Source organism: Actinoplanes sp. NPDC049265 (assembly GCF_043197135.1).
In the GTDB taxonomy this organism is placed as follows: domain Bacteria; phylum Actinomycetota; class Actinomycetes; order Mycobacteriales; family Micromonosporaceae; genus Actinoplanes.
In genome coordinates this window covers 84,179-105,833 of record NZ_JBICSP010000007.1, presented here as the reverse complement: position 1 = coordinate 105,833, position 21,655 = coordinate 84,179, and the positions used below count along the sequence as shown (strand labels likewise).

21 protein-coding genes are annotated in these 21,655 nt (G+C 70.8%); 14 read left to right on the top strand and 7 right to left on the bottom strand.

The window, feature by feature from the left end:
• Positions 1–50 precede the first annotated feature (50 nt).
• On the top strand, positions 51–413 hold the full coding sequence (locus ACGFIO_RS19015) for a biotin-dependent carboxyltransferase family protein (protein ID WP_392827809.1): 363 nt from the start codon (positions 51–53) through the stop codon (positions 411–413).
• A gap of 92 nt (positions 414–505) precedes the next feature.
• Here ACGFIO_RS19015 and ACGFIO_RS19010 read toward each other — a convergent pair whose 3' ends face one another.
• Genes ACGFIO_RS19010 through ACGFIO_RS19000 form a run of 3 tightly spaced genes read right to left on the bottom strand, consistent with a single transcriptional unit; the run spans position 506 to position 3,047 of the window.
• On the bottom strand, positions 506–703 hold the full coding sequence (locus ACGFIO_RS19010) for a ferredoxin (RefSeq protein ID WP_392827572.1): 198 nt from the start codon (positions 701–703) through the stop codon (positions 506–508).
• An 11-nt stretch (positions 704–714) separates the two neighbouring features.
• Positions 715–1,869, bottom strand: a complete 1,155-nt coding sequence (locus ACGFIO_RS19005) for an NAD(P)/FAD-dependent oxidoreductase (RefSeq protein WP_392827571.1) — start codon at positions 1,867–1,869, stop codon at positions 715–717.
• Positions 1,866–3,047, bottom strand: a complete 1,182-nt coding sequence (locus tag ACGFIO_RS19000; protein ID WP_392827570.1) for a cytochrome P450 — start codon at positions 3,045–3,047, stop codon at positions 1,866–1,868. Before ACGFIO_RS19000 ends, ACGFIO_RS19005 begins: the two co-directional genes overlap by 4 nt.
• A gap of 77 nt (positions 3,048–3,124) precedes the next feature.
• Here ACGFIO_RS19000 and ACGFIO_RS18995 point away from each other — a divergent pair, with 77 nt between their 5' ends.
• Positions 3,125–4,186 carry an extracellular solute-binding protein gene (locus tag ACGFIO_RS18995; protein ID WP_392827569.1) on the top strand — a complete coding sequence of 354 codons (1,062 nt, stop codon included), beginning with the start codon at positions 3,125–3,127 and terminating at the stop codon, positions 4,184–4,186.
• A 2-nt stretch (positions 4,187–4,188) separates the two neighbouring features.
• On the opposite strand, the gene ACGFIO_RS18990 is transcribed toward ACGFIO_RS18995, so the two are convergent.
• The gene (locus ACGFIO_RS18990) at positions 4,189–6,000 is read right to left on the bottom strand and encodes a diguanylate cyclase domain-containing protein (protein WP_392827568.1); all 1,812 of its coding nucleotides are present in this window, start codon (positions 5,998–6,000) and stop codon (positions 4,189–4,191) included.
• 109 nt (positions 6,001–6,109) lie between these two features.
• On the opposite strand from ACGFIO_RS18990, the gene ACGFIO_RS18985 reads away from it, so the two are divergent.
• Positions 6,110–6,715 carry an HAD family hydrolase gene (locus tag ACGFIO_RS18985; protein WP_392827567.1) on the top strand — a complete coding sequence of 202 codons (606 nt, stop codon included), beginning with the start codon at positions 6,110–6,112 and terminating at the stop codon, positions 6,713–6,715.
• An 88-nt stretch (positions 6,716–6,803) separates the two neighbouring features.
• Complete coding sequence (locus ACGFIO_RS18980) at positions 6,804–7,451, top strand: GntR family transcriptional regulator (RefSeq protein ID WP_392827566.1); 648 nt, start codon at positions 6,804–6,806, stop codon at positions 7,449–7,451.
• On the opposite strand, the gene ACGFIO_RS18975 is transcribed toward ACGFIO_RS18980, so the two are convergent.
• On the bottom strand, positions 7,414–8,157 hold the full coding sequence (locus ACGFIO_RS18975; protein ID WP_392827565.1) for a class I SAM-dependent methyltransferase: 744 nt from the start codon (positions 8,155–8,157) through the stop codon (positions 7,414–7,416). The genes ACGFIO_RS18980 and ACGFIO_RS18975 overlap by 38 nt on opposite strands.
• Before the next feature lie 54 nt (positions 8,158–8,211).
• Here ACGFIO_RS18975 and ACGFIO_RS18970 point away from each other — a divergent pair, with 54 nt between their 5' ends.
• From ACGFIO_RS18970 to ACGFIO_RS18945, 6 genes are all read left to right on the top strand, one after another.
• Positions 8,212–8,982, top strand: coding sequence for a M15 family metallopeptidase (locus ACGFIO_RS18970; RefSeq protein ID WP_392827564.1), 771 nt, complete (start codon positions 8,212–8,214; stop codon positions 8,980–8,982).
• Between the two features lie 71 nt (positions 8,983–9,053).
• Complete coding sequence (locus ACGFIO_RS18965) at positions 9,054–9,839, top strand: hypothetical protein (protein ID WP_392827563.1); 786 nt, start codon at positions 9,054–9,056, stop codon at positions 9,837–9,839.
• A gap of 25 nt (positions 9,840–9,864) precedes the next feature.
• Positions 9,865–10,680, top strand: coding sequence for an SAM-dependent methyltransferase (locus tag ACGFIO_RS18960; RefSeq protein WP_392827562.1), 816 nt, complete (start codon positions 9,865–9,867; stop codon positions 10,678–10,680).
• 69 nt (positions 10,681–10,749) lie between these two features.
• Positions 10,750–11,883: an endolytic transglycosylase MltG gene (mltG, locus tag ACGFIO_RS18955; protein WP_392827561.1), complete on the top strand. Its 1,134-nt coding sequence runs from the start codon at positions 10,750–10,752 to the stop codon at positions 11,881–11,883.
• Positions 11,884–11,951: 68 nt separating this feature from the next.
• Complete coding sequence (locus tag ACGFIO_RS18950; RefSeq protein WP_392827560.1) at positions 11,952–13,154, top strand: class I SAM-dependent methyltransferase; 1,203 nt, start codon at positions 11,952–11,954, stop codon at positions 13,152–13,154.
• Entirely contained in the window at positions 13,070–13,345 is a 276-nt protein-coding gene (locus tag ACGFIO_RS18945; protein WP_392827559.1) for an epoxide hydrolase N-terminal domain-containing protein, read from the top strand. The genes ACGFIO_RS18950 and ACGFIO_RS18945 overlap by 85 nt, the downstream gene beginning before the upstream one ends.
• A 5-nt stretch (positions 13,346–13,350) precedes the next feature.
• On the opposite strand, the gene ACGFIO_RS18940 is transcribed toward ACGFIO_RS18945, so the two are convergent.
• Complete coding sequence (locus ACGFIO_RS18940; RefSeq protein WP_392827558.1) at positions 13,351–16,062, bottom strand: transglycosylase domain-containing protein; 2,712 nt, start codon at positions 16,060–16,062, stop codon at positions 13,351–13,353.
• A 342-nt stretch (positions 16,063–16,404) separates the two neighbouring features.
• Complete coding sequence (locus tag ACGFIO_RS18935; RefSeq protein WP_392827557.1) at positions 16,405–16,527, bottom strand: ribosomal protein bL36; 123 nt, start codon at positions 16,525–16,527, stop codon at positions 16,405–16,407.
• 155 nt (positions 16,528–16,682) lie between these two features.
• On the opposite strand from ACGFIO_RS18935, the gene ACGFIO_RS18930 reads away from it, so the two are divergent.
• From ACGFIO_RS18930 to panC, 4 genes are read left to right on the top strand one after another with little or no spacing between them, the layout of a single operon-like run.
• Entirely contained in the window at positions 16,683–18,020 is a 1,338-nt protein-coding gene (locus ACGFIO_RS18930; protein ID WP_392827556.1) for a glutamine synthetase family protein, read from the top strand.
• A 40-nt stretch (positions 18,021–18,060) separates the two neighbouring features.
• Positions 18,061–20,064: an asparagine synthase (glutamine-hydrolyzing) gene (gene asnB / locus ACGFIO_RS18925; protein ID WP_392827555.1), complete on the top strand. Its 2,004-nt coding sequence runs from the start codon at positions 18,061–18,063 to the stop codon at positions 20,062–20,064.
• A complete protein-coding gene (locus ACGFIO_RS18920; RefSeq protein WP_392827554.1) occupies positions 20,061–20,795 on the top strand; it encodes a class I SAM-dependent methyltransferase in 735 nt (244 codons plus the stop codon). The genes asnB and ACGFIO_RS18920 overlap by 4 nt, the downstream gene beginning before the upstream one ends.
• Complete coding sequence (gene panC / locus ACGFIO_RS18915; RefSeq protein ID WP_392827553.1) at positions 20,792–21,649, top strand: pantoate--beta-alanine ligase; 858 nt, start codon at positions 20,792–20,794, stop codon at positions 21,647–21,649. Before ACGFIO_RS18920 ends, panC begins: the two co-directional genes overlap by 4 nt.
• Positions 21,650–21,655 lie beyond the last annotated feature (6 nt).

The window sequence follows — 21,655 nt, the reverse complement described above, 5'->3', positions numbered from 1 at the left end:
CGGCACTGGGTGGGACTGAAGGTAGCGCGGCGGAAGGGCGCAAACCGCCGTTGTCCACAGGTGGCGAGGATCTCGTTCTAGAGGTCGACTTAGGCCCGCGGGACGACTGGTTCACCGCGGAGGCAGTCGACACCTTTCTGGCCTCGGCCTACACGGTCACCCCGGCCAGCGACACGGTCGGCCTGCGACTCGACGGTCCGGCGCTCGCCCGCAGCCGCACCGAGGAACTGCCGAGCGAAGGCGTAGTCCGCGGCTCGGTCCAGGTTCCGCCGAACGGCAAGCCGATCATCTTCCAGGCCGACCACCCGGTCACCGGCGGCTATCCGGTGATCGCCGTCCTGACGCCGGAAGCCGCCGACCTGGCCGCCCAGCTGCGCCCGGGCAGGACCGTACGGTTCGCCGAGGCCGCGTGAGGTGGCTGGATTCTCCGGGTGGGGGTGCGGCTGCTCTCGGCGGGTGTGGGGGCACGCGGGGGTTTACCAGGCGGCCGGGTGGTGGCTTGCGGTCAGGCGTCCTCGATGGTTATGGCCAGGGCGGGGCAGACGGCAGCGGCCTGGCGGACGTCTTCGGCCTGGGCGGGGGACGGCTCGGGGTTGAGGAGGAGGACGATGCCGTCCTCGTCGCGCTGGTCGAAGACGTCGGCGGCGGACATTACGCAGGAGCCGGCGGCCACGCACTTGTCCTGGTCGACGAACACCTTCATGGGGGACTCCTTCATGGGGCGAGCAGCTTCTGACGCTGCTGACGGGCCTGCTTGGGCATGTTCCAACCGAGGACGGCGGCGGGCCGGCCGGCGATGCGGTACGCGGCGACGAAACGGCCGGACGCGGGGTCGCCGTCCACGATGTCGACGGTCATGCCGGGGGCCGGCGTGCCGTACACCTGGATCCTGGTCTTGAACTGATCGGTCCAGAAGTGGGGGACGGGAGTGTAGGGGCGGTCGGCGCCGAGGATGTTCGCGGCTACGGCGGCGGCCTGCTCGGTGGCGTTGGTGCGGTTCTCCAGGCGTACCGGCCGGCCGTAGGTCTCGTGGTGGAAACGCGCGACGTCGCCGGCCGCCCAGATGCCGTCGGCGGCCCGGCAGCGCGCGTCGCACACCACGCCGTCGTCCAGGGTGAGGCGACTGTCGCGAAGCCAGCCGGTCGCGGGCGCGGCGCCGAAGGCCACGACCACCACGTCGGCGGGCAGCATGTCGCCGCCGGCCAGTTCCACGCCTCGGACACGAACGTCGGAGGTGACAAGGCCGGTCACCGCCGCGCCGAGCTTCAGGTCGACGCCGCCGTCGCGGTGCAGCCGGCCGAGCCGGTCGGCGACGTACGGGCCCAGCTGCAACTCCATCGGCGCCGCCTGCGGGCCCACCATGGTCGTGCCGACGCCGAGCGCCGCCGCGGTCGCCGCCACCTCGCAGCCGAGCACGCCGTCGCCGACCACCACCAGCCGCCGGCCGGGCACCAGGTCGGCGCGCAGGCCGACGGCGTCGTCGAGGGTGCGGATGACGTGCACGCCGGCGATGCCGTCCTGGCGGGGCAGTCGGCGGGCGGTGGCGCCGGTCGCGATCACCACGGCGTCGCCCTGGTGGGTGCGGCCGGCGGCGGTGTGGACGGTACGCGTGGCCACGTCCAGCGCCACGGCCGGATCGCCGAGGCGGATGGTCGTGTCCAGCGCCCCGAGGACGTCCGGTGGGCGCAGCGCCGCCCGGGCCGGTTCCCACTCGCCGGCCAGGACCTGTTTGGACAGTGGCGGCCGGTCGTACGGCGGGTGCGGTTCGGCCCCGAGCAGCGTGATCGTGCCGGTGAAACCGTGGCGCCGCAACGCTTCCGCCGTGGCCAGGCCGGCGGCCGAGGCGCCGACGACGAGGACGCGGTTCACCACCGTACGGGCACTGCCTTGAACCCACCGACCGCGAGGCCCTCGACCGGCTCGAGCTCGGCCGGGCCGACCGCGAGTTCGAGCGTGGGCAGCCGGCGCAGCAGCGCCGACAGCGCCACCTGCAGTTCGATGCGGGCCAGCGGCTGGCCGAGGCACGAGTGTGGCCCGGCGCCGAAGGCCAGGTGCGTGTTGGGTTTCCGGGCCAGATCCATCCGGTCGGCGTCGGGGTAGACGGTCTCGTCCCGGTTGGCCGCGCCCATCGAGCACATCACCGACGTGCCGGCCGGCAGCGTCTGCCCGCCGATCTCGAGGTCGTCGGTCAGGTAGCGCATCATGCCCAGCCCGGGGTGTGCGTCCAGCCGCAGCGCCTCCTCGACGGTGGTGGCGACCAGCGTGGGGTCGGCGACCAGGGCCTCCCAGCGGCTGCGGTCGGCCAGCAGCATGGCGACCATCTTGCCGATCATGTTGGCCGTGGTCTCGTGGCCGGCCACCAGCAGGCCCTGCCCGGTGTAGGCGAGCACGGCGTCGTCCAGGCCGCCGCCGGCGATGAGATCACTGAGGAGATCGTCGCCCTGGGCGGTGCGCTTGGCTTCGATCAGATCTTTCATGTACGCGAGGAAGTCCGACGCCGCGGCCCGCATCTCGTCCTGCGTGTAGCGGGTCAGGCTGAGCATGGTGTCGGACCAGTAGGAGAACTTGTCGCGGTCGCTGTCCGGTGCGCCGAGCATGTCGCAGATGACCCAGACGGGCAGCGGGAAGCCCAGCCCGGCCTTGAGGTCGGCGGGCGCACCGGCGGCGAGCATGTCGTCGATCAGCCGGTCGGCCATGGCCTCGATGCGGGGCCGCAGCGTGCGCATCCGCTTGACCGTGAACCACTTGCTGATCATCCGCCGCCACTGCTGGTGTGCCTCGCCCTGTTGCGGCAGGGTCTGGGCCATCTCGGAGTTGAACAGCCCGCCGTCGTCGGTGTCGGTGAGCCGGGCGGCGTCGGCGCCGGCGCGGGGGAACCGCGGGTCGGACAGCACCTGCCGCACGTCGGCGTGCCGCGTGACCAGCATCGCGGGGTCGCCGCTGGGCAGCGTCACCGGCGCCACCGGGCATTGTTTCCGCAGCTCAGCCCATTCGTCGGGTGGGGTCAGGGGTGCCGGGTTCCGGAACGGGAATCGACGCGTCTCCATGGACATCAGTCAACGCACCGCACCCTTTTAAGTCAAGTGCCTGATTTAAGCAGTAGGGCCCGGAGCCTGGTCGGGCCGTGCTGAAATCAGACGTGGTCAAGATCGCCGCGGTCGTCGTCTGCTGCCTTCTGTCGTCCTGCGGCACCGGCGGGACGCCCGCCGGTACGGCCGGCGACCGGGTCACGCTGACCTTCGCCGCCTATGGGGGCGCCGGACAGCAGGCGATGATCGACAAGTACCAGCAGCCGTACACCGCGGCCCACCCCGAGGTCACCTTCGTCAACACCTCGCCGCCCGACCTGGCCCAGGTGAAAGCCCAGGTGATGAGCCGGAACGTGAAGTGGGACGTGGTCGCCGTCCCGCCCGCGGCGGCCACCCAGGGCTGCGGGACGCTGTTCGAGGAACTCGACTTCCCCGGCCTGGACACCACCGACCTGCTGCCCACCACGGTCGGCCGGTGCTACCTCGGCAACTGGATCAACGCGACGCCGGTCGCCTACCGGACCGAGGCGTTCCCCGACCCGGCCACCGCGCCCAAGCGGGTGGAAGACTTCTTCGACCTGCGGAAGTTCCCGGGCCAGCGCGGCATCCTGCCCTCCCTGCAGAACGGCATCCTCGAATACCCGCTGCTGGCCGACGGCGTGGCACCGGAGGACATCTACCCCCTCGACGTCGACCGGTCGCTGGCCAAGCTGGCCACGATCCGCAAGCACGTCACCTTCGCGCCGAACGTCGGCGCCCTCCAGCAGGCGGTCGGGGCCAAACAGGTGGACATGTTCCTGCTGCCCGACTCCCGGCTCGTCCCGCTGATGAACGACGGCAACGACCTCACCATCATCTGGGACAAGACCGTGACGACGATGAACGCGTTCGCCGTACCGAAGGGGTCGCCCCACCTGGCCGCCGCCCGCGACTTCATCCGTAGCGTGGTCAGCACCCAGGCGGTCGCCTCCATCTCCGAGGCCCTCGGCACCGCGCCGGTCAACCGGGCCGCCAAGCCGGACCTCCCGCCCAACGCGTTGAAAGTCCAGGTCTACGGTCCGGTCAACACCGGCGAGATCGTCCGTCAGGACATCGACTGGTACGCCGCCAACTTCGACCAGGTGACCGCCAAGCTGAGCACCTGGCTGACCGGCTGAGCTCAGCCGCCGGCCAGCACGTGCTGCGACTTGCCGGACGTCTTGGCCTCGTACATGGCCAGGTCGGCGGCGCGCAGGACGGTGTCGGAGTCGTCGCCCGGCCGGCTCAGCCGGATGCCGACACTGGCGCTCACGCGTACCTCTGTCGCACCGACCTGGATCGGCGCTCTCAGCTCGGCCACGATCCGGTCGGCGACCGCGCACGCGTCGGCCGCGGGGCCGTCGGCCGACCCGGCCAGACGCTCGAGGAGAACGGCGAACTCGTCGCCACCGAACCGGGCCACCGTGTCGCTGCCCCGGACGCAGCTCCGCAGGCGGTCCGCGGTCACTCGCAGGACGAGGTCGCCGGCGCCGTGCCCGTGCCGGTCGTTGACCTCCTTGAAGCCGTCCAGGTCGATGAAGAGCACCGCGAAGACGCCGGCCGGGGCGGCGTGAGTGACCAGCGCGCCGGACACCCGCTCATAGAACAGGCCACGGTTGGCCAGGCCGGTCAGCTGGTCGTGGAACGCCATCTCGTGCAGCTCACGCTCGCGTTCCCGCAGCTGTTCCTCGACCTCCTGACGGCGTTCGATGTCGCTGCGCAGCGCGGCGGTGGCCCGGTCGACCCTGTCCATGGCCCGGTTGCGGGCCCCGGTCAGCACCGCGACCAGCGCGGCCAGCAGCAGCGTGAACGCGCCACCGGCGAACGGGGTGAACCGGCCGAGCCGGCGGTCGCCGTCGCTGAGCAGGGTGGTGGTCGGCTGCAGATCGAGGCGCCAGAGCCGCTGGCCGACGTAGAGGTCCTGACCGCGGCGCAGGCTCGGCTCGTCCATCGCGGTACCGGTGTCGATCTGCACGATGGTCCGGGGCGCGTCCGGGTCGACGTCGGTGAGCGTCAGGTTGACGTGCTCGCTGATCCGGCCGCCGAGGATCGACCGCAGGAAGTCGTCGGCGTACACACCCATCACGATCCAGCCGCGGAAGGTGCCCACCCCGTCCAGCACCGGCACGGCCATGGTCACCGAGAGCTTCTGCTGCGCGGCCGGCATCCCACGGTCCCGGAGGGCGATGTGCGCCTGGCCCATCGCGAACGACCAGACCTGCTGGGATTTGGCCAGCGCCTCGGCCGTGGCCGGTGTCTGGGCCAGGTCGCGCCCCGGCGTCGGCGCCCGCGAGCTGAACGAACGGCTGAAGACCACGAACTGGTGCTCGGCCCGCGCCTGGGTGCGGTAGAGGCTGAGCGTCGGCACACCCCGGGCCCGCCAGTAGGCCTGGGTCGCCGGCACCCCCGCGTCCGAGGCCGGCACGACGAACGAGACGCTGGTGGCCCCGGGCAGCCGGTCGGCGGTCAGCGCCGCGCTCAGTTGCGCGAACGTCCGCGCGTTGAGCTGGGCGTAGCCGGCCCCGAGGGCGGTCGCCACGTCCTGCAGGGCGTTCTCGTAGCCGTCGATGCCGTTGCCGAGGATGCCCGCGGACTCGTTCATCGACTGGGTCATCGCCTGATCGGCCAGCCGCTCCTGCCCGCGCCCGACCGTCGACGACGCCAGCGCGGTCGCCACGCCACCGGACACCAGCACCAGGAGCACCAGCAGCACGCCGCCCGCCCGCCGGGCACGTCGGTTCAGCAGCCCTCGCACATTTCTCTGATCGGTCACCGGGAGCTGGACTTGAGAACCGGCGGACCCTCGGCGCTCGAACATCACCAGGAACCGCCTGTCGTCGTTCGCCACCGCGTGACCGAGCCGGATCGCGCCGGTGTGGCCGGGTTCGGCGCTCCGGCCGAGGCGCTGCGGAAGATCGGGCCGGCCGCGGACCCAGGACTCGGCCGCGCGCATCCGGCCGGGCTCGGAACACGGCCTACGTGATCGGAGATCGCCAGGTCAGAGGATTCATTCTTCTCATACATCTCGATATTGGCATGGGTCACGCCCTAGTCTGACCTGCATGCGGCCGCAGGCGGTGTTCTTCGACCTGGACGGAACGCTGCACGACAGCGACCCGGTCTGGCAGGACGCCATGTTCGCGCTGGCCGAGCGGCATGAGGCCGTCGCGGTCACGGGTGCGTTCGACGGACTTCAAGGCCTGAGTACGCCCGAAGCGGTCGCCCTGGTCCGCGGCCGCCTCGGCGTGGCCGGTGGCGACGTGCCCGGTGACGTCCGCTGGCTGGAGGAACGGGTCTCCCGGGCGCTGGCCGAGCAGCCCGCCTGGCATCCGGGCGCGCTCGACCTGGTGCGTGAGGTGCGGGCCGCGGGCGTTCCGACCGCCCTGGTCACGAGCAGCAGCCGGATCCTGGTCGACAGCCTGCTGACCGGGCCGGCCGCCGCCCTCTTCGACATCGTGGTCAACGGTGACGACGTCGCCCGGGTCAAGCCGCACCCCGAGCCCTACCGGCTGGCCGCCGCCCGGCTCGGGGTCGACCCGGCCGGCTGCGTGGCCGTCGAGGACTCACCGGCCGGCACGGCCAGCGCCGCCGCGGCCGGCTGCCACGTGGTCGACATCAGTCGCCTGCCCGACCGCGTCGCCCTCAACCTCGACCTCCTCCGCCTCTGAGCTGGGCGGTGTCGAGGCTCGGGCTGCCACCGGGGGTTGGGGTGGGCTGGCCGGCCGTACCGGGGGACGGGCTGGTTGACTTGAGGGCGTGACCACTGCTTCTGACCGGACCGAGACCGGTGCGGCGCGTGCGGTGTCCCAGCTGCGTGAACGGATGATCGCGGGGGAGCTGCAGCCCGGGAAGTCGCTGCCCGAGAGCGTCTGGACGGTCGAACTGGACGTGTCCCGCAACACCCTGCGGGAGGCCTTCTCGACGCTGATCGAGGAGGGCCTGCTGGTGCGCTACCCGCACCGGGGCGTGTTCGTCGCCACGCTGACGCCGGCGCAGATCGCCGACATCTATCGGGTACGCGTCCTGCTGGAATGCACCGCGCTCCGGCAGGCGCCCACCGATCCGCCGCTGGCCGCCCCGCTCCGGGCCGCCGTCGCCGATGGCCGGGCCGCCGTCGCCCGGGGCGAGTGGCGGGCCGTCGGCACGGCCAACATGCACTTCCACGAGCAGATCGTGGCCCTGGCCGGCAGTCCCCGGCTGGACGGCTGGATGCGCCAGCTCACCGCCGAGCTGCGGCTGGCCTTCGCCGCGGCGCCCGACGTCGAGGCGCTGCACCGGCCGTTCGTCGGCCTGAACGACGAGATCACCCGGGTGTACGAGGCCGGCGACGCGCTCCGGGCCGCCGACCTGCTGCGCGACTACCTGCTCACCTCGGAGCGGGTCGTGCAGGGCCTGCTGCCCTGACCGTGGCCGTGACCTCGTCGTCCTCGACCAGCCAGGTCACCCGCAGGCCGGCCGCGGCGCACATCGAGCCGAACTGCTCGGTCGAGTACCAGTGCAGGATCCACGGGCGTTCGACGCTCTCGATGCCGGCCGGGGTGATCCGCTCGTAGCGGGTGGTGGTGACCCGGGTGCGGGCGTGCGCGTCGTACACCTCCGAGACGGCGGTGTAGCGCAGCAGCGCGCCGTCCTCGTCGATCGCCTCGCGGGCCGCGCCCAGCTCCTCGGGCGGCGTGGGCCCGGGAATCCACAGCGGGACGAGCGCCGTGCCGTCCGCGGTCAGATGCGCGCCCACGGCCCGCAGCGTGCGCCGGGCGGCCGCGTCGTCGGGCAGCAGGTTGAAGGTGGGCCCGGCGAAGTAGATCGACCGGTAGCGCCGGCCCAGCGCCAGGTCCTGCATCCGCTGCTGGTGCAGGACGACCTCGACGCCGAGGGCGGCGGCGTTACGCCGGCACCGCTCGACCATGTCGGCCGACGAGTCGACACCTTCCACGTCGAGGCCGCGGCGACGCAGTTCGAGCAACGGATTGCCGTCGCCGCAACCGATCTCCAGGCCGGGCTGGCCGGTGTGTGCGACGAACCGGGCATACGGTTCAGGGTCGAAATCGGAGGACTTCAGCTTCGCGTACGCATCGACGACGATGCCCGTGTAGAACGCGGCCGCATCCATCCCCCACCCCCTGCCTTCACCATAGGCCGATCGATCCCGTGTTAGACACCTCGCATGACAATCGCGCGGCGTGCCGTCCTGCTGATGACGGTGTGCGGCGTCCTGGGCGCGTGCTCCGGTCCACCGGCGAGGACCGAACCGGCCGCCGGGCCGGCCCCGTCGGCGCCGGTCGCGGTGCCTTCCACGAGTCCGAGCCCCGCGCCTGACCTGCGCAATCGCTCCGTTCCCACGGTCGACGAGCTGCCGCCACCGGCCGACGGCGCTTTCCATTCCACGGTCGGGGCGGTGCCGGCCGAGGTGCTGGCCCGGTCGACCTGGTCGCGGCGGTGCCCGGTCAAGGCCACCGATCTGCGGTACGTGACGGTCGGCTTCCGTGGCTTCGACGGCCGCGCGCACACCGGTGAGCTGCTGGTCCACCGGCGTGCGGCCGGCCCGCTGGTGACCGTGTTCGGGCGGCTGTTCGCGGCCGGCTATCCGATCGAGCGGATGCGGGTGATCAGCTCGGCCGAGCTCAACGCGCCGCCGACCGGGGACGGCAACACCACCGCGGTCTTCGCGTGTCGGGCCGTGCGAGGGCAGAAGGCCTGGTCACAGCACGCGTACGGGCTGGCCGTGGACGTGAACCCGTTCCAGAACCCGTACCATCGGGGCGACGTGGTGCTGCCCGAGCTGGCCACCTCGTACCTCGATCGCGGAACCGTGCGACCCGGCATGATCCGGGCGAACGGGCCGGTCGTGCGGGCCTTCGCCGCGGTCGGGTGGAAATGGGGCGGCAACTACCGCTCGCTGAAGGACTTCATGCACTTCTCGGCCAACGGCGGCTGACGGGACCACCGATCCGGCGCCCGCGAACTATTGTTACGGCCGCCCCTCATCCACGCCGCCTGGAGTAACACATGGTCGTGCCGCCCGCGCCGGCGCCGAAGAACCGGCTGCCGCTCATCCTCGGCATCGTGGTCGGCGTGTTCGCATTGTGCTGCGGCGGCGGGGCGGTGACCCTGGTCGTGGCCAGCACCGGTGGCGGCCCGCTGGCGTCGATCAGTCTGGACCAGCCAGGCGCCCGCGCCTCCCGGACCCCGCCGTCCGACCCGGATCCGGCACCCAGCGCGACGCCCAGCGCGACCCCGGCGCCGAGCACGCCGGCGGCGCCCGCCACCCTCCCGGCCGACGAGGTCTACCAGGGCCGGGGCGGCAAGACGGTCAAGCTCAAGCCGTTGTCGCCCGACTTCGGCCACTACCTGGTCGCCACCCACCGGGGGAGCAGCAACTTCGCGGTCTGGGCGATGGACGACGACGGCGTCCGGCGCGACCTGGTGATCAACGAGGTCGGCCGGTACGAGGGTTCCCGCCCGCTCGGCCTCGAACAGATCCCGTCCGCGCTGAAGGTCGAGGCCGACGGCTCCTGGAAGATCACCGTCCGGGTGCTGGAGAAGGCGCCGTCGTGGCCGCGCAAGACCTCGGGCAAGGGTGCCACGGTGCTGCGCGTCGACCCGTCGTCGGCCCCCGGCAGCGCCAAGGTCACCCACCAGGGCCGGTCCAACTTCGTCGTCCAGACCTACGGCGACAGCCCCGATCTGCTGGTCAACGAGATCGGCAAGTTCTCCGGCGACATCGACATCGCCCCTGGCACCCGCGTCATCGCCATCGAGGGTGACGGCTCGTGGACCATGAAACCGAGCTGAGCCGCCGATCGGCTATCGTTCCGACGTGGACGACAGCGTGGCAGGCCCCCCGGGCATCGATGTCAGCGTGCCGCACCCCGCGCGGCGGTACAACTACTGGCTCGGCGGCAAGGACCACTTCGCGGCCGACCGGGCGTCCGGTGACGAGCTGGAGCGTCTGTTTCCCAAGGTCCGCGACGGCGCTCTGGCCAACCGGGCGCTGCTGCGCCGGGCCACGCGGTTCCTGGCCGCCGAGGCCGGCGTCCGACAGTTCCTCGACATCGGGACCGGCCTGCCCACCGCGGACAACACGCACCAGGTCGCGCAGCGGGTGACGCCGGCCAGCCGGGTCGTCTACGTGGACAACGATCCGCTGGTCATGGTCCACGCCCGCGCGTTGCTGACCAGCACGCCGGCCGGGCGTACGGCGTACATCCAGGCCGATCTCAACAATCCGCAGTCGATCTTGGACGATTCGCAGTTCCGGGACACGCTCGACCTGAGCCAGCCGGTCGGGCTGATGCTGATCGCGGTTCTGCACTTCATCCACGGGCACGGCGCGGCCAAGCCGATCGTGCGTACGCTGCTCGACGCGCTCCCGTCCGGCAGCTTCCTGGTCGCCACGCACGCCACCTCCGATTTCGGCACGCCGGAGCAGCAGACGCTCTACCAGCGCCTCGTCGAGGAGGGCAAGTCCGACGTGTGGACCCGGCCGCGGGCCGAGTTCGCCGACCTGTTCGAGGGCCTCGAGCTGGTCGAGCCGGGTGTGGTGCCGGCCAGCGAGTGGCGTCCGGAGGCGGGCGAGGCGATCCCGCCGCGTTCGGACATCAACGTGTGGACGGCGGTCGGACGGAAACCATAGACCTGCCAGGTAGCCGATCGACGGGCATGCGTACGCTGCGCCTCTGAATCTGAACGAGAGGCGGCTGCGTTGGGTGACGAGAAGTACCGATCCCGTCACGTAAGGCCTGGTGAACGAACCCGCATTCGCGTGACGAGCACGTTGCTGGCCGTCATTCTGCTGGGTCTGGCCGGTGCCGGTGGTTACGCCGCGTGGGACAGGTTCAGCGTCCCCGATTACAGCGGCGAGGGCACGGGAACGGTCCGCGTCGACATCCCGGAGGACTCGACGCTCACCGACATCGGTGTGGTGCTGCGCGGCCAGGATGTCGTGAAGAGCGCCGAGGCGTTCACCCGGGCCGCCGCCGGGAACCCGCGCGGCCAGCAGATCCAGGCCGGCTCGTTCAACCTGCGGGCGCAGATGTCGGGCCAGGCGGCGGTGGCGCTGCTGCTCGACCCGAAGTCGCGGATCAAGGGCGGCGTCACGGTTCCCGAGGGCAAGTACGCCAACCAGGTGTACGCGATCCTGGCCAAGGCCACCGACGTGCCCGAGGACGACTTCAAGGCGGCGGGCCGGGATCCGCTTGCTCTCGGCGTACCCAGAACGTGGTTCGAACGCGATGACGGGCAGAAGGTCGCGAAGTCGATCGAGGGCTTCCTCTTCCCCGACACCTACGAGTTCAAGGAGGGCTCGACCGCGAAGCAGATGCTGCAGGAGATGGTCAAGCACTTCCTGGCCGTGGACAAGAAGATCAAATTCAGTCAGCGGGTACGCGCGGAGCGCAAGATCAGTCCGTACGAGGCGTTGATCGTCGCGTCCCTGGCCCAGGCCGAAGCGGGTAACTCCGACGACCTCGGCAAGATCGCCCGGGTGGCCTACAACCGGATCTACAGCGGCAACTTCCCGTGCGACTGCCTCGAGTTCGACGTCGGGATCAACTACTACTACCAGCTCACCGGGCGGGCGACCAAGCCGTCGAAGAAGATGAGCCGCGACGAGCTGCGCGACCCGAAAAATCCGTACCGCCTGCACGGCAAGCCCGGTCTGACCCCGACACCGATCAACAACCCGGGCGCGGCCGCCCTGCAGGGTGCGATGGATCCGCCCGAGGGCACCTGGCTGTTCTTCGTCGCGATCGACCACGAAGGCCATTCGGCGTTCGCGACAACCGACGCGGAACACGAGAAGAACAAGGATCGGGCGCGCGAGGCCGGCATCATCTGACGACTACTGGTTCTCCGTCATCAGTCGTATGGTCGCGAGCGGGAGTGATCACCTCGCTGGAGGCCAGCATGGACGTGGAATCGACGAAATCGGCGCATAGCCGGACCAGGCGCCGCGGCCTGGCCGACGTCTTCGGCCGGCGCTACGACGAATACTTCCGGAACCGCACCCCGATGCCGTTCGAGGTGATCGCCCGCGACGGCGCCACCCACGCCTTCGGGGTCACCGGCGCCGATCCGGCCCGGTTCACGCTGGTGGTGCGCGACGACGCCGGCCAGCGCGCGCTCGTGTCGCTCGACCAGCTGCAGGTGGCGCTGGCCTACCTGGGCGGCCACCTGGATGTCGAGGGTGATCTGGCCGCCGCGCTGAGCATGCGCAAGTTCTTCTCCGACCTGCACCCGGTGGCGTTCCTGGGCCGCTGGACGCCCGCGCTGTGGCAGGGTCGCACCGGCCACGACCGGCGGACCATCTCGCACCACTACGACCTGGACTCGGACTTCTTCCTGACCTTCCTCGACACCCGCCACCGCTGCTACACCCAGGGCGTGTTCGCCGGCAACGACGAACCGCTCGAGGACGCCATCACCCGCAAGCTCGACCTGGCCCTGGACGCGATCGGCGCCAAGCCGGGGGACCGGGTGCTCGAGGTCGGCGGCGGCTGGGGCGCGTTCGCCGAGCACGCCGCGCGGCGGGGCGTCGACGTCACCACCGTCACCCTGGCCGCCGAGTCCGAGCGCTACCTCAAGGACCTGTTCGACCGCGAGCGGCTGCCGGTCACGGTCGTGCGGGAGCACATTCTGCGGTACGCGTCGGAGCGGCCGTACGACGCGATAGTCAACATGGGTGTGACCGAGCATCTGCCCGACTACGCGGCCACGCTGCGCGCGTACGCCCGCCTGCTGCGCCCCGGCGGCCGCGTCTACCTGGACGCGCTGGCCATGCGCCGCAAGCATCACGTGTCGACGTTCTTCAAGCAGCACGTCTATCCCGGCCGTTCGGCGCCGCTGCTGCTGCACTCGTACCTGCGTCAGGTCGCCCGCTCGCCGTTCGAGCTGCTGAACGTCCAGGACGACCGGCACAACTACTACCTGACCTGCCGGGCCTGGGCGCAGCGCCTGGACGCCCGCCGCGAGGAGATCACCGCCCGCTGGGGCGAGGAGCTCTACCGCCGTTTCCGCATCTTCCTGTGGGGTTCGGCCTCGGGCTTCGACAGCCGCCTGGTTCAGGCCTACCGCTGGACCCTCCGCCGGGTCCCGCCGGCGACCACCTGAGCCGCTTCGACCGGGGGTGTCCGCCCCATCTGCCCCAGTTCGTCACCGACGTCTACCGGCAGACCGTGCACTTCGCCCACGTACGCTCGGCCGCCCCGGCCGCCACCCCGCTGCTGATCAGCCACGACTTGAACAGCCCGCCCTCTTCGCCGCCGACGTCACCGCCCTTCTTCCGCACCCTTCACGCGTAGGCGGGTCACCAGCCGAGGTAGCTGCGGGTCAGGGCGGCCACGTTCTCGACCGCGTCGATGCCGCTCTGCTTGTCCTTGTGGCCGTGGGACAGGACCGAGATCGCCACGTCGGACTTCTCGCCGGCGACGCGGCCGGTGCTGTTGATCACCCAGCGGTTGTCCTCCTTGGACGAGGCCAGCCAGCCGTTCTTCAGCGACGTCTGCTCGCCGGCGAAAGCGGCCGCGCTCACGCCCCACGTCTGGTCGGCGTTGACCGAGGACATCAGTTGCAGCATCTGGTCGCGGGAGGTCTTGGTCAGCGGGCTGGTGGAGCTGGTCAGCGCCTCGACCATCCGGGTCTGGTCGAGGGCGGTGGTGGTGCTGGAGCCGAAGGACGCGGCCGGGACGGTGTCGTCGAGGCCGAGACGGCGGCAGGCGTCCCGCAGCGGGCCGGGGCCGCCGATCGCGTTGTAGATCTGTTTGGCCGCGGTGTTGTCGCTGGCCCGGATCATCTTGGTGGCGCGGGACCGTTCGGTCGAGGTGAGCCCGCGACTGGCGTCCTGGGCCCGCAGGAGCAGCGCGGCCAGCAGCTCGACCTTGATCACGCTGGCGGTCTGGAACGAGCGGTCGCCGTGGTAGTCGTACCGGTGGCCGGTCTTGCGATCGACGACCGACACGGCGAAGTCGGGGGCGGTGGCCGCGTACTGGTCGAGTTCCTTGGTCAGCCGGTTGACCCGTTGCGGCCAGGAGCCGGTGGCCTTGGTCTTGTCGACCTTGTCGCCCTTCTGCGGGCCCGGATAGACCACGCCGTAACCCTTCCTGAATCCCGCGTCGAGACCTTTCAGGGTCTTCGGGTCCTCGCCGGCGCGCCGGCCCACCATCGGCGGCGCGGCCATCGGCCGGGCGGGCTGCCCGTGCAGCGCATCGCCGAGGAAGTCGCGCCAGATCCGGTACGGCATGCCGTCGCCGTTGATCGACTTGCCGGTCTTCTCGCGGATCGGCCCGGGCTTCTCCCGGCCGACCCAGATCACCGCGGCCAGGCCCGGCGTCCAGCCCGCGGTCCAGGCGTCGGATGAGTCGAGCGTGTCGCCCCACTGCTGCGAGCCGGTCTTGGCCGCCGCGTCGACGCCGGGCACCGGGCCGTCGTGCCGCACCACCTGGGCCAGGACCGAGCCGATGTCGGCGGCCACGTCGGCCGACATGACCCGCTCGGCCTTCGTCGCCGGCCGGTAGAGGACACCGCCGGCCGCCGTGGACAGGGACTGGACGAAGTGCCGGTCGGGGCGGCGGCCGCCGTTGGCCAGGGTGGCGTAGACGGTGGCCAGGTCGGCCGGCGCGACCGGGTAGCGGCCCAGGGAGATGTCCGAGCGGGTACGGCCGGGGGTCGGCTCACCCTTGGCGTCGACCAGGGTGGGCTGGTCACCGTACTTCGCGGGGATGCCGAGGCGCAGAGCGAGGTCGCGTACGGAATCCGGGCCGATCTGCTGGGTCAGCGCGTAGAAGGGCGTGTTGAGCGAGTAGACCATCGCCGTGTCGAGCGGGCAGATCGGGCACTGCAGGTTGTTCTGGTTGTACAGCGGGGCGCCACCACGGTCGGGGAACAGCCGGGGCGACGTCCCGTTGTAGATCGACTGGAACGCGATGCCGCGCTCCTCGGCGGCGGCCAGGGCCAGGGGCTTGAACGTGGAGGCGGGCGGGCGGGCGGCCAGCGCGTCGTCGAAGTAGCCACGGCCGCGATCACCGCCGTAGTACGCCCGTACCCCGCCGTCGGCCGGATCGATGGCGACCAGCGCGGTCCGCAGTTCCTTGGGCTGGCCCTCGAGGGCGGCGGCGGTACGGCGGACGGCTGCCGCCTGCGCGGTGGCGTCGATGGTGGTCGTCACCTGCAGGCCGCCGATGCGGATCTGCTGGTGGCTGTAACCGGCCCGGGTCAGCTCGTCCTCGACCCGGTCGGCGATGAGCCCGAGCGGACCGTTGACCGCGGTCGTGGTGACCGATTCCGGGGCGACCTTCGGGTACGGCGTACGGTCGGCCGTGGCCGCCGGCAGCCAGCCCTGGTCGGCCATCGACCTCAGGATCCACCGCCACCGGGCCGCCGCCCATTTCGGGTCGGCGGCCGGGTCACCGCGGGTGGGATCCTTGACCATCGAGGCCAGCACCGCGCCCTGGGCGGCGTCGAGCCGGTCGACGTCGGTGCCGAAGAAGGCGCGGGCGGCGGCCTGGATGCCGTACGCGCCCCGGCCGAAATAGATGGTGTTGAGGTAACGGACCAGGATCTCGTCCTTGCTGTACCTGTTCTCGACCTTCAGCGCGAGCGCGGCCTCCCGGGTCTTTCGGCTGACGGTCCGATCCTGGGTCAGATACGCGTTGCGTACGTACTGCTGCGTGATGGTCGAGGCGCCCTGACCGCTGTCGTGGAAGATGTTGGTCCAGAGGGCGCGGGCCAGCCCCCGGATCGAGACGCCGAAATGGTCGTAGAATCCGCGGTCCTCGGCGGCGAGAAAGGCCTGCCGGACCGGCACCGGAATCCGGTCGAGGGCGACGTCGGTGCGGTCGGTGGTGCCGATCCGGGCCAGCACCGTCTTGCCGTCCCGGTAGAACAGCACCGAGGCCTGGGGCGCGGTCGGTTCCGGGGGCAGATCGACGCTGGCGACGTAACCGGCGGCGACGATCGTGAGAACCACCGTCAGCGCGAGCAGACCGGCCGTGGTGCGGCGAGCCCATCGGGGCAGCCACATCCACCACCGGAAAAGCTTGGTCCGTTTCCGGTGCCGAATCGGTTCAGTTCCTGTGCTGGCCGCCACCGGCAGTCCTTTCGCGATTCATCGTGGGCCGATCATCGTCCAAGGACACGGAGGAAAGGGTCAATGAGTTCAACGTCGCTAAGTTGTCAGGAACATGTTTGATTCCGATGACTGCGCGTGCGAACCCGTGCGCATTGCGCTCAATTCCGCTGGTCAAATGGCTTAGGAAGAGTCGCGTCGAAATAGCGTACGGTTGCCATTCAATTCGTCCTGCCGTAAATGACGGCGACCGGGGCGCGGCCTCAGCGTCGCCGAGGCCGCGCCGGCAAGGGTTGATCAGCCCTGGCGGCCGTTCCAGCGCGGGTTCTTGCGGTTGATCACGACGAGCCGGCCGCGCCGGCGGGCGATGACCGAACCCGGCTTGCTCTTGAGGGACCGGAGAGAATTACGCACCTTCATGACGAACCTCGATCCTGGCCGGCCCGGGGAGGGCCGGCGCCGCTGGACGGAACGTCGGTGTCCCGGCCGGCATTCCCCCCGGCGATGGTCGCTTTCCGTATCCACGGATAAACAATGCGTGGTTAAGAGCGGCGGCGACTCCTACGGTGACCTTCATGGGTCAGGCCACGGCCGGGGACGGCAGGCAGGAAGTCGATCAATTCATCGCCAGTAACGCGATCGAGACCGTCGAACTCGCTGTAGTGGACATCATGGGTGCGGTCCGCGGTAAACGGATCCCGGCCCAGGTCTTTCGGCGGAGCACCGAGTTCGCGATCTCGTCCGGACTGTTCTGTCTCGACTACGGACTCGACGTGCTGCCGCCGGGGGGACGGTTCACCTGGGCGACCGGATATCCGGACGTCTTCCTCGTTCCCGACCTCGTCACGCTGCGGCTGGTGGCCTGGCGCCCGGGCACGGCCCTGGTGTTCTGTGACGTCGTGGATCGCGCCGGCCGGCCCGTCCCCCTGGACCCCCGCCGGATCCTGCGTCGCGCTCAGGACCAGGCGCGGCAGCGGGGATTCGAGCCGGCGGTCGGCCTGGAGACCGAATTTCATCTGCTCGATCCGGACGACCTGCGCCCCCGCCGCTCGCGCAATCCCATCTACAGCCTGCACGACGACTCCTATCTGTGGCCGGTGATCCGGGACGTCCGGGCCGCCCTGGACGCCGCGGGCGTGGTGGTCGAAGCCAGCGAGGCGGAGTACGGCGCCGGCCAGGTGGAGATCAATCTCGGCCACGCGGCGCCCCTCACCGCCGCCGACGACCTGCTGTTCTTCCGGTACGCGGTCAAGCAGATCGCCGCCACGCACGGCTACCTCGGCACCTTCATGGCCAAGCCGTGGGCGGACTCGTCGGGCAGCGGCCTCCACGTGCACCAGAGCCTGCGGTGCCAGGACACCGGCGGCAACGTGTTCTGGGACCGGGCGACCGAGGGCCTGAGCGAGCGGGGACGGTGGTACCTGGGCGGGCTGTTGCACCACGCCGCCGAGACCTGTCACGTCGCCGTCCCGACGCCCAACGGCTACAAGCGGGCGGTGAGCTACTCGTTCGCGCCGACCCACGTCACCTGGGGGGTCGACAACCGCTCGGTCGCCGTCCGGGCGCTCGTGCACGGCGACGGGGGAACCCGCCTGGAGCACCGGGTGGCCGCGGCCGACGCCAATCCCTGTCTCGTCGTCGCCACGCAGTTGCTGGCCGGTCTGGCCGGCCTGGAGAAGAAGCTGGAGCCACCGCCGGCCGCGACCACCGACGTCTACGCGACAACCGAGGCGGAGCCGCTGCCCCGGAGCGCGGCCGAGGCCATGACCCGGTTGCACGAGAGCACCTTCGCCCGGTCGGCGCTCGGCGACGAGGTGACGGAACTGCTGTACCGGCTGGGGGCGGCGGAACAGGCGGCCGCGGACGCCGAGGTGACCGACTGGGAGCGCCGCCGCTACCTCGAATCGGTCTGAGCACCGCCGATTTCCTCGCTCGAGAGAATGGGGCACGTACATGTGTGGTGTCGTCGGCTTCGTCGGCAGCGGAAAGCGGAAGCAGGACCGGATCACCAGCCTGCGCCGCGGTATCCGGGCCATCGCCCACCGCGGGCCGGACGAGATCGGAATCTACGACGACGACGAGTTCAGCCTGGGCACGGTCCGGCTGTCGGTGATCGACCCGCTGCTGGGCAAGCAGCCGATGGTCACCGCCGACGAACGGTACGTGCTGGGCTTCAACGGCGAGATCTTCAACTATCTCGAACTCCGGCGCGAGCTGCGGGACCAGGGCGTCGCGTTCGCCACCAGGTCCGACACCGAGGTGCTGCTGAACAGCCTGGCGTTCTGGGGCGAGCAGGCGCTGGACCGGCTCAACGGCCAGTTCGCGTTCGCGTTCTACGACCGGGAACGACGCGAGCTGCTGCTGGGACGCGACCCGTTCGGCGAACGTCCGCTCTTCTACACCGAGCAGGACGGCGTCTTCCGCTTCGCCTCCGAGATCAAGGGACTGTTCGCGTTCCCGGAGGTACGCCGTGAGCTGTCGGCCGACGGCATCCGGGCCAACGGCCGGTACTGGACGCCGGTACCGGGTGACTCGTGTTTCACCGGCGTGCGCAGCCTCCCGCCGGGGCACGTGGCCCGCGTCCGGTCCGGCCGGGTGACGGTGTCGCACTACTTCGAGACACCGATCGACCGAGGTGGACCCGTACCCCGGAACCTGTCCTTCGACCACGCCAAGGCGGAGCTGCGCGACCGGCTCGACGAGGCTGTCCGGTTCCGGCTGCGGGGCGACTACCCGCTCGGCGCCTTCCTCAGCGGCGGACTCGACTCGAGCATCATCGCCGCGATCGTCCGCCGGCACACGACCGGGCGCCTGCCCACGTTCTCCATCACCGTGCCGGGTTCCTGGGCCGACGAGTCGGGCTATCAGCGGATCATCGCCGAGAAGCTCGGCACCGAGCACTCGTCCGTGGTGGTCACCGGCGGCGACATCCGCGAGAGGTTCCCCAACCTGGTCCGCAAGTGCGAGGCGCTCCTGCACTTCTGCGCCCCGGTCGCCAGCGAGATGCTGGCCGAGCACGTGGGGCAGGCCGGGGTCCGGATCGTGCTCGGTGGCGAGGGCGCGGACGAGTCGTTCTTCGGCTACGACATCCTCAAGGAGGCGACGGTTCTCGACGCGTGCCTGGCCGGTGGCTTCACCGCCGAGCGGGAACAGGCACTGAACGCCGGCCTGAACGACGTGCTGCACACCGATCCGATGACGCCGGGCGACATCCTCCGCTTCTTCCGCGAACGGGCCGGCGACGACGGTCCGGTGCTGGGCGCGCACCTTCGCCGGTTCGACTCCGAACTGCTGCCCGGCCTGTTGTCCACAAAAGACGGTGTGCTCGACGCGGACCGGCGGCTGGCCGGCTTCGCGCGTACCCGGCTCAGCGGTTTCGACGATCTCGACGCCGTCGGCCGCTCCCAGTGGCTGGACTTCCAGACGTTGTTGAGCGGCTACGGGATGACCTGCCTGGCCGACCGGCCCGGTGCGGGGTGCCGCATCGAAGCGCGGTACCCGTTCGTGGACCGCTCGGTCGTCGCGTTCGCCGCCGGTCTGCCCCGGGCTTGGAAGCTGCACGGACCGACCCGCGAGAAGCACATCCTCCGGGAGGCGTACGCGGACGTCCTGCCGGCCGAGATCCGGGACCGGCCGAAGTTCGGGATGCGGGTCCCCGGGGCCGAGCACCTGCTGCCGGCAGGCACGGGCGACTGGGTCGACGAGCTCCTCTCGCCCCGCCGCGTCCGCGACACCGGCGTCCTCGACCCGTACGCCGTGCGTCAGCTGGTCGACCACGTCACGTCCCGGCCTGACGGGCCGGTGCCGTTCCCGTACAACCACGCGTATCTGCAGGTCTTGAGCACCCTGCTGCTGCAGGACAGTCTCGTCGACAATCTCGTGCTGCCGGAGGTGGACATCGACCGGGTTCTGCTACGCGAGTTCGACGGCACCGGCGAGGCGCTGGTCACCCGATGACCGAACAGTACGACGCGATCGGCGCCCGGTTCGAGGAGTCGAAGTGCACCGCCGCGTTCTCGGCCGCCGACACGTTCAGTCTCGGTCGTGCCCTCGGCGACGTCACCGGGACGCCGGTGCTGGATCTGGCCTGCGGCTATGGCTTCAACACGCGTCTGCTGGCCGAGCGCGGCGCCCGCCCGCTGGTCGGGGTCGACGTCTCGGTGGAGATGATCAGGCTCGCCCAGAAGTACGAGGCGCGATGTCCGATGGGCATCGACTACGTCATCGCCGACGTGGCCGACCTGCCGCCGCTGGGGCGCTTCGACCTGGCCACCGCGGTCTACCTGTTCAACTACGCGTCCAGCCGGGCCACGCTGCGCGCGATGTTCCGGAGCATCCGGGCCAACCTGACCGGCCACGGCCGGCTGCTGGCCATCGTGCCCCGGCCCACACCGTTCCCGGAGGGCAACTACGAGGAGTTCGGCCTGCGCATCCTCGAACGTGTCCCCGGCGCCGAGGTGCCGCTCATCCGCCAGGAGTTCACCACCGATCCGCCGACACCGCTCGAGGACTACGAGTGGCCGCTCGCCGACTACGAGCTCGCCGCGACCCAGGCCGGCTTCGCGCGGGTCCGATGGTCGCCCATCCGTACGCCGCCACCCGACGCGGTCCGCGACGAGACGTTCTGGCGCCGGTACCGGGAAAACCCGGTCAGCTGCCTGATGACCGCGACCGGAGGCGACCGTTGACCAGTCCCGTCCTTGTCCGCACCCGTACCGAACTGGCGCGGGCCGTCGACCGGAGCCGGGGTGCCGTGGCCCTGGTGATGACCATGGGGGCTCTGCACGCCGGGCACGCCGCGCTGATCCGGGCGGCCCGGCGGGAGGCGGCCACCGTCGTGGTGAGCATCTTCGTCAACCCGCTCCAGTTCGGCGCGGGCGAGGACTACGACCGCTATCCGCGCGAGCTCGGCCGTGACCTGGAGGTGTGCGCGGCCGAAGGGGCGGACGTCGTGTTCGCGCCGGCGGTGGACGAGATCTACCCGGCCGGTGAGCCGATGGTCCGCCTGAATCCCGGCCCGATCGCCGACACGCACGAGGGGGCCCTGCGACCGGATCTGTTCCCGGGGATCCTGACCGTCGTCACCAAGTTCTTCCACGTCGTACAGCCCGATGTGGCGGTGTTCGGCGAGAAGGACGCGCAGCAGATCACGCTCGTCCGCCGCATGGTCGCGGACCTGAACTTCCCGCTGCGGATCGTCGGTGTCCCGACCGTCCGTGAGCCCGACGGGCTGGCCATGTCGAGCCGCAACGTCTATCTCGCACCGGCCGAGCGGCTGACCGCCCGGTTCCTGCCCCGCGCGCTGTACGCGGCGCAGCACCGGCGCACCTCGGTGACGAGCGCCCTGGCGGCGGCGTCCGAGGTGCTCGAAGCGGCGGGCCGGGTGGATCCGCCGGTACGCCTGCGAGCGCTAACCGTGGTCGACGCGCGGACGTTCGCTCCCGCCCCGGCGGACTTCCGTGGCGACGCGGTCATCGGTGTGATCGCCCGGGTCGGTACCACCCATCTGATCGATCACATGCCCATCGTCATCGGCGACTGAGCGTCG

Bases quoted from the DNA above. Each gene is read 5' to 3' on its own strand.
- ACGFIO_RS18920 (WP_392827554.1), top strand. From the start codon at position 20,061: ATGACCGAACAGTACGACGCGATCGGCGCCCGGTTCGAGGAGTCGAAG.
- ACGFIO_RS18930 (WP_392827556.1), top strand. From the start codon at position 16,683: ATGGGTCAGGCCACGGCCGGGGACGGCAGGCAGGAAGTCGATCAATTC.
- ACGFIO_RS18990 (WP_392827568.1), bottom strand. From the start codon at position 6,000: ATGCGCGCGGCCGAGTCCTGGGTCCGCGGCCGGCCCGATCTTCCGCAG.
- ACGFIO_RS18985 (WP_392827567.1), top strand. From the start codon at position 6,110: ATGCGGCCGCAGGCGGTGTTCTTCGACCTGGACGGAACGCTGCACGAC.
- ACGFIO_RS19000 (WP_392827570.1), bottom strand. From the start codon at position 3,047: ATGGAGACGCGTCGATTCCCGTTCCGGAACCCGGCACCCCTGACCCCA.
- ACGFIO_RS18950 (WP_392827560.1), top strand. From the start codon at position 11,952: ATGGACGTGGAATCGACGAAATCGGCGCATAGCCGGACCAGGCGCCGC.
- ACGFIO_RS19010 (WP_392827572.1), bottom strand. From the start codon at position 703: ATGAAGGTGTTCGTCGACCAGGACAAGTGCGTGGCCGCCGGCTCCTGC.
- ACGFIO_RS18940 (WP_392827558.1), bottom strand. From the start codon at position 16,062: ATGTGGCTGCCCCGATGGGCTCGCCGCACCACGGCCGGTCTGCTCGCG.
- ACGFIO_RS18965 (WP_392827563.1), top strand. From the start codon at position 9,054: ATGGTCGTGCCGCCCGCGCCGGCGCCGAAGAACCGGCTGCCGCTCATC.
- ACGFIO_RS18935 (WP_392827557.1), bottom strand. From the start codon at position 16,527: ATGAAGGTGCGTAATTCTCTCCGGTCCCTCAAGAGCAAGCCGGGTTCG.
- ACGFIO_RS18970 (WP_392827564.1), top strand. From the start codon at position 8,212: ATGACAATCGCGCGGCGTGCCGTCCTGCTGATGACGGTGTGCGGCGTC.
- ACGFIO_RS18975 (WP_392827565.1), bottom strand. From the start codon at position 8,157: ATGGATGCGGCCGCGTTCTACACGGGCATCGTCGTCGATGCGTACGCG.
- asnB (WP_392827555.1), top strand. From the start codon at position 18,061: ATGTGTGGTGTCGTCGGCTTCGTCGGCAGCGGAAAGCGGAAGCAGGAC.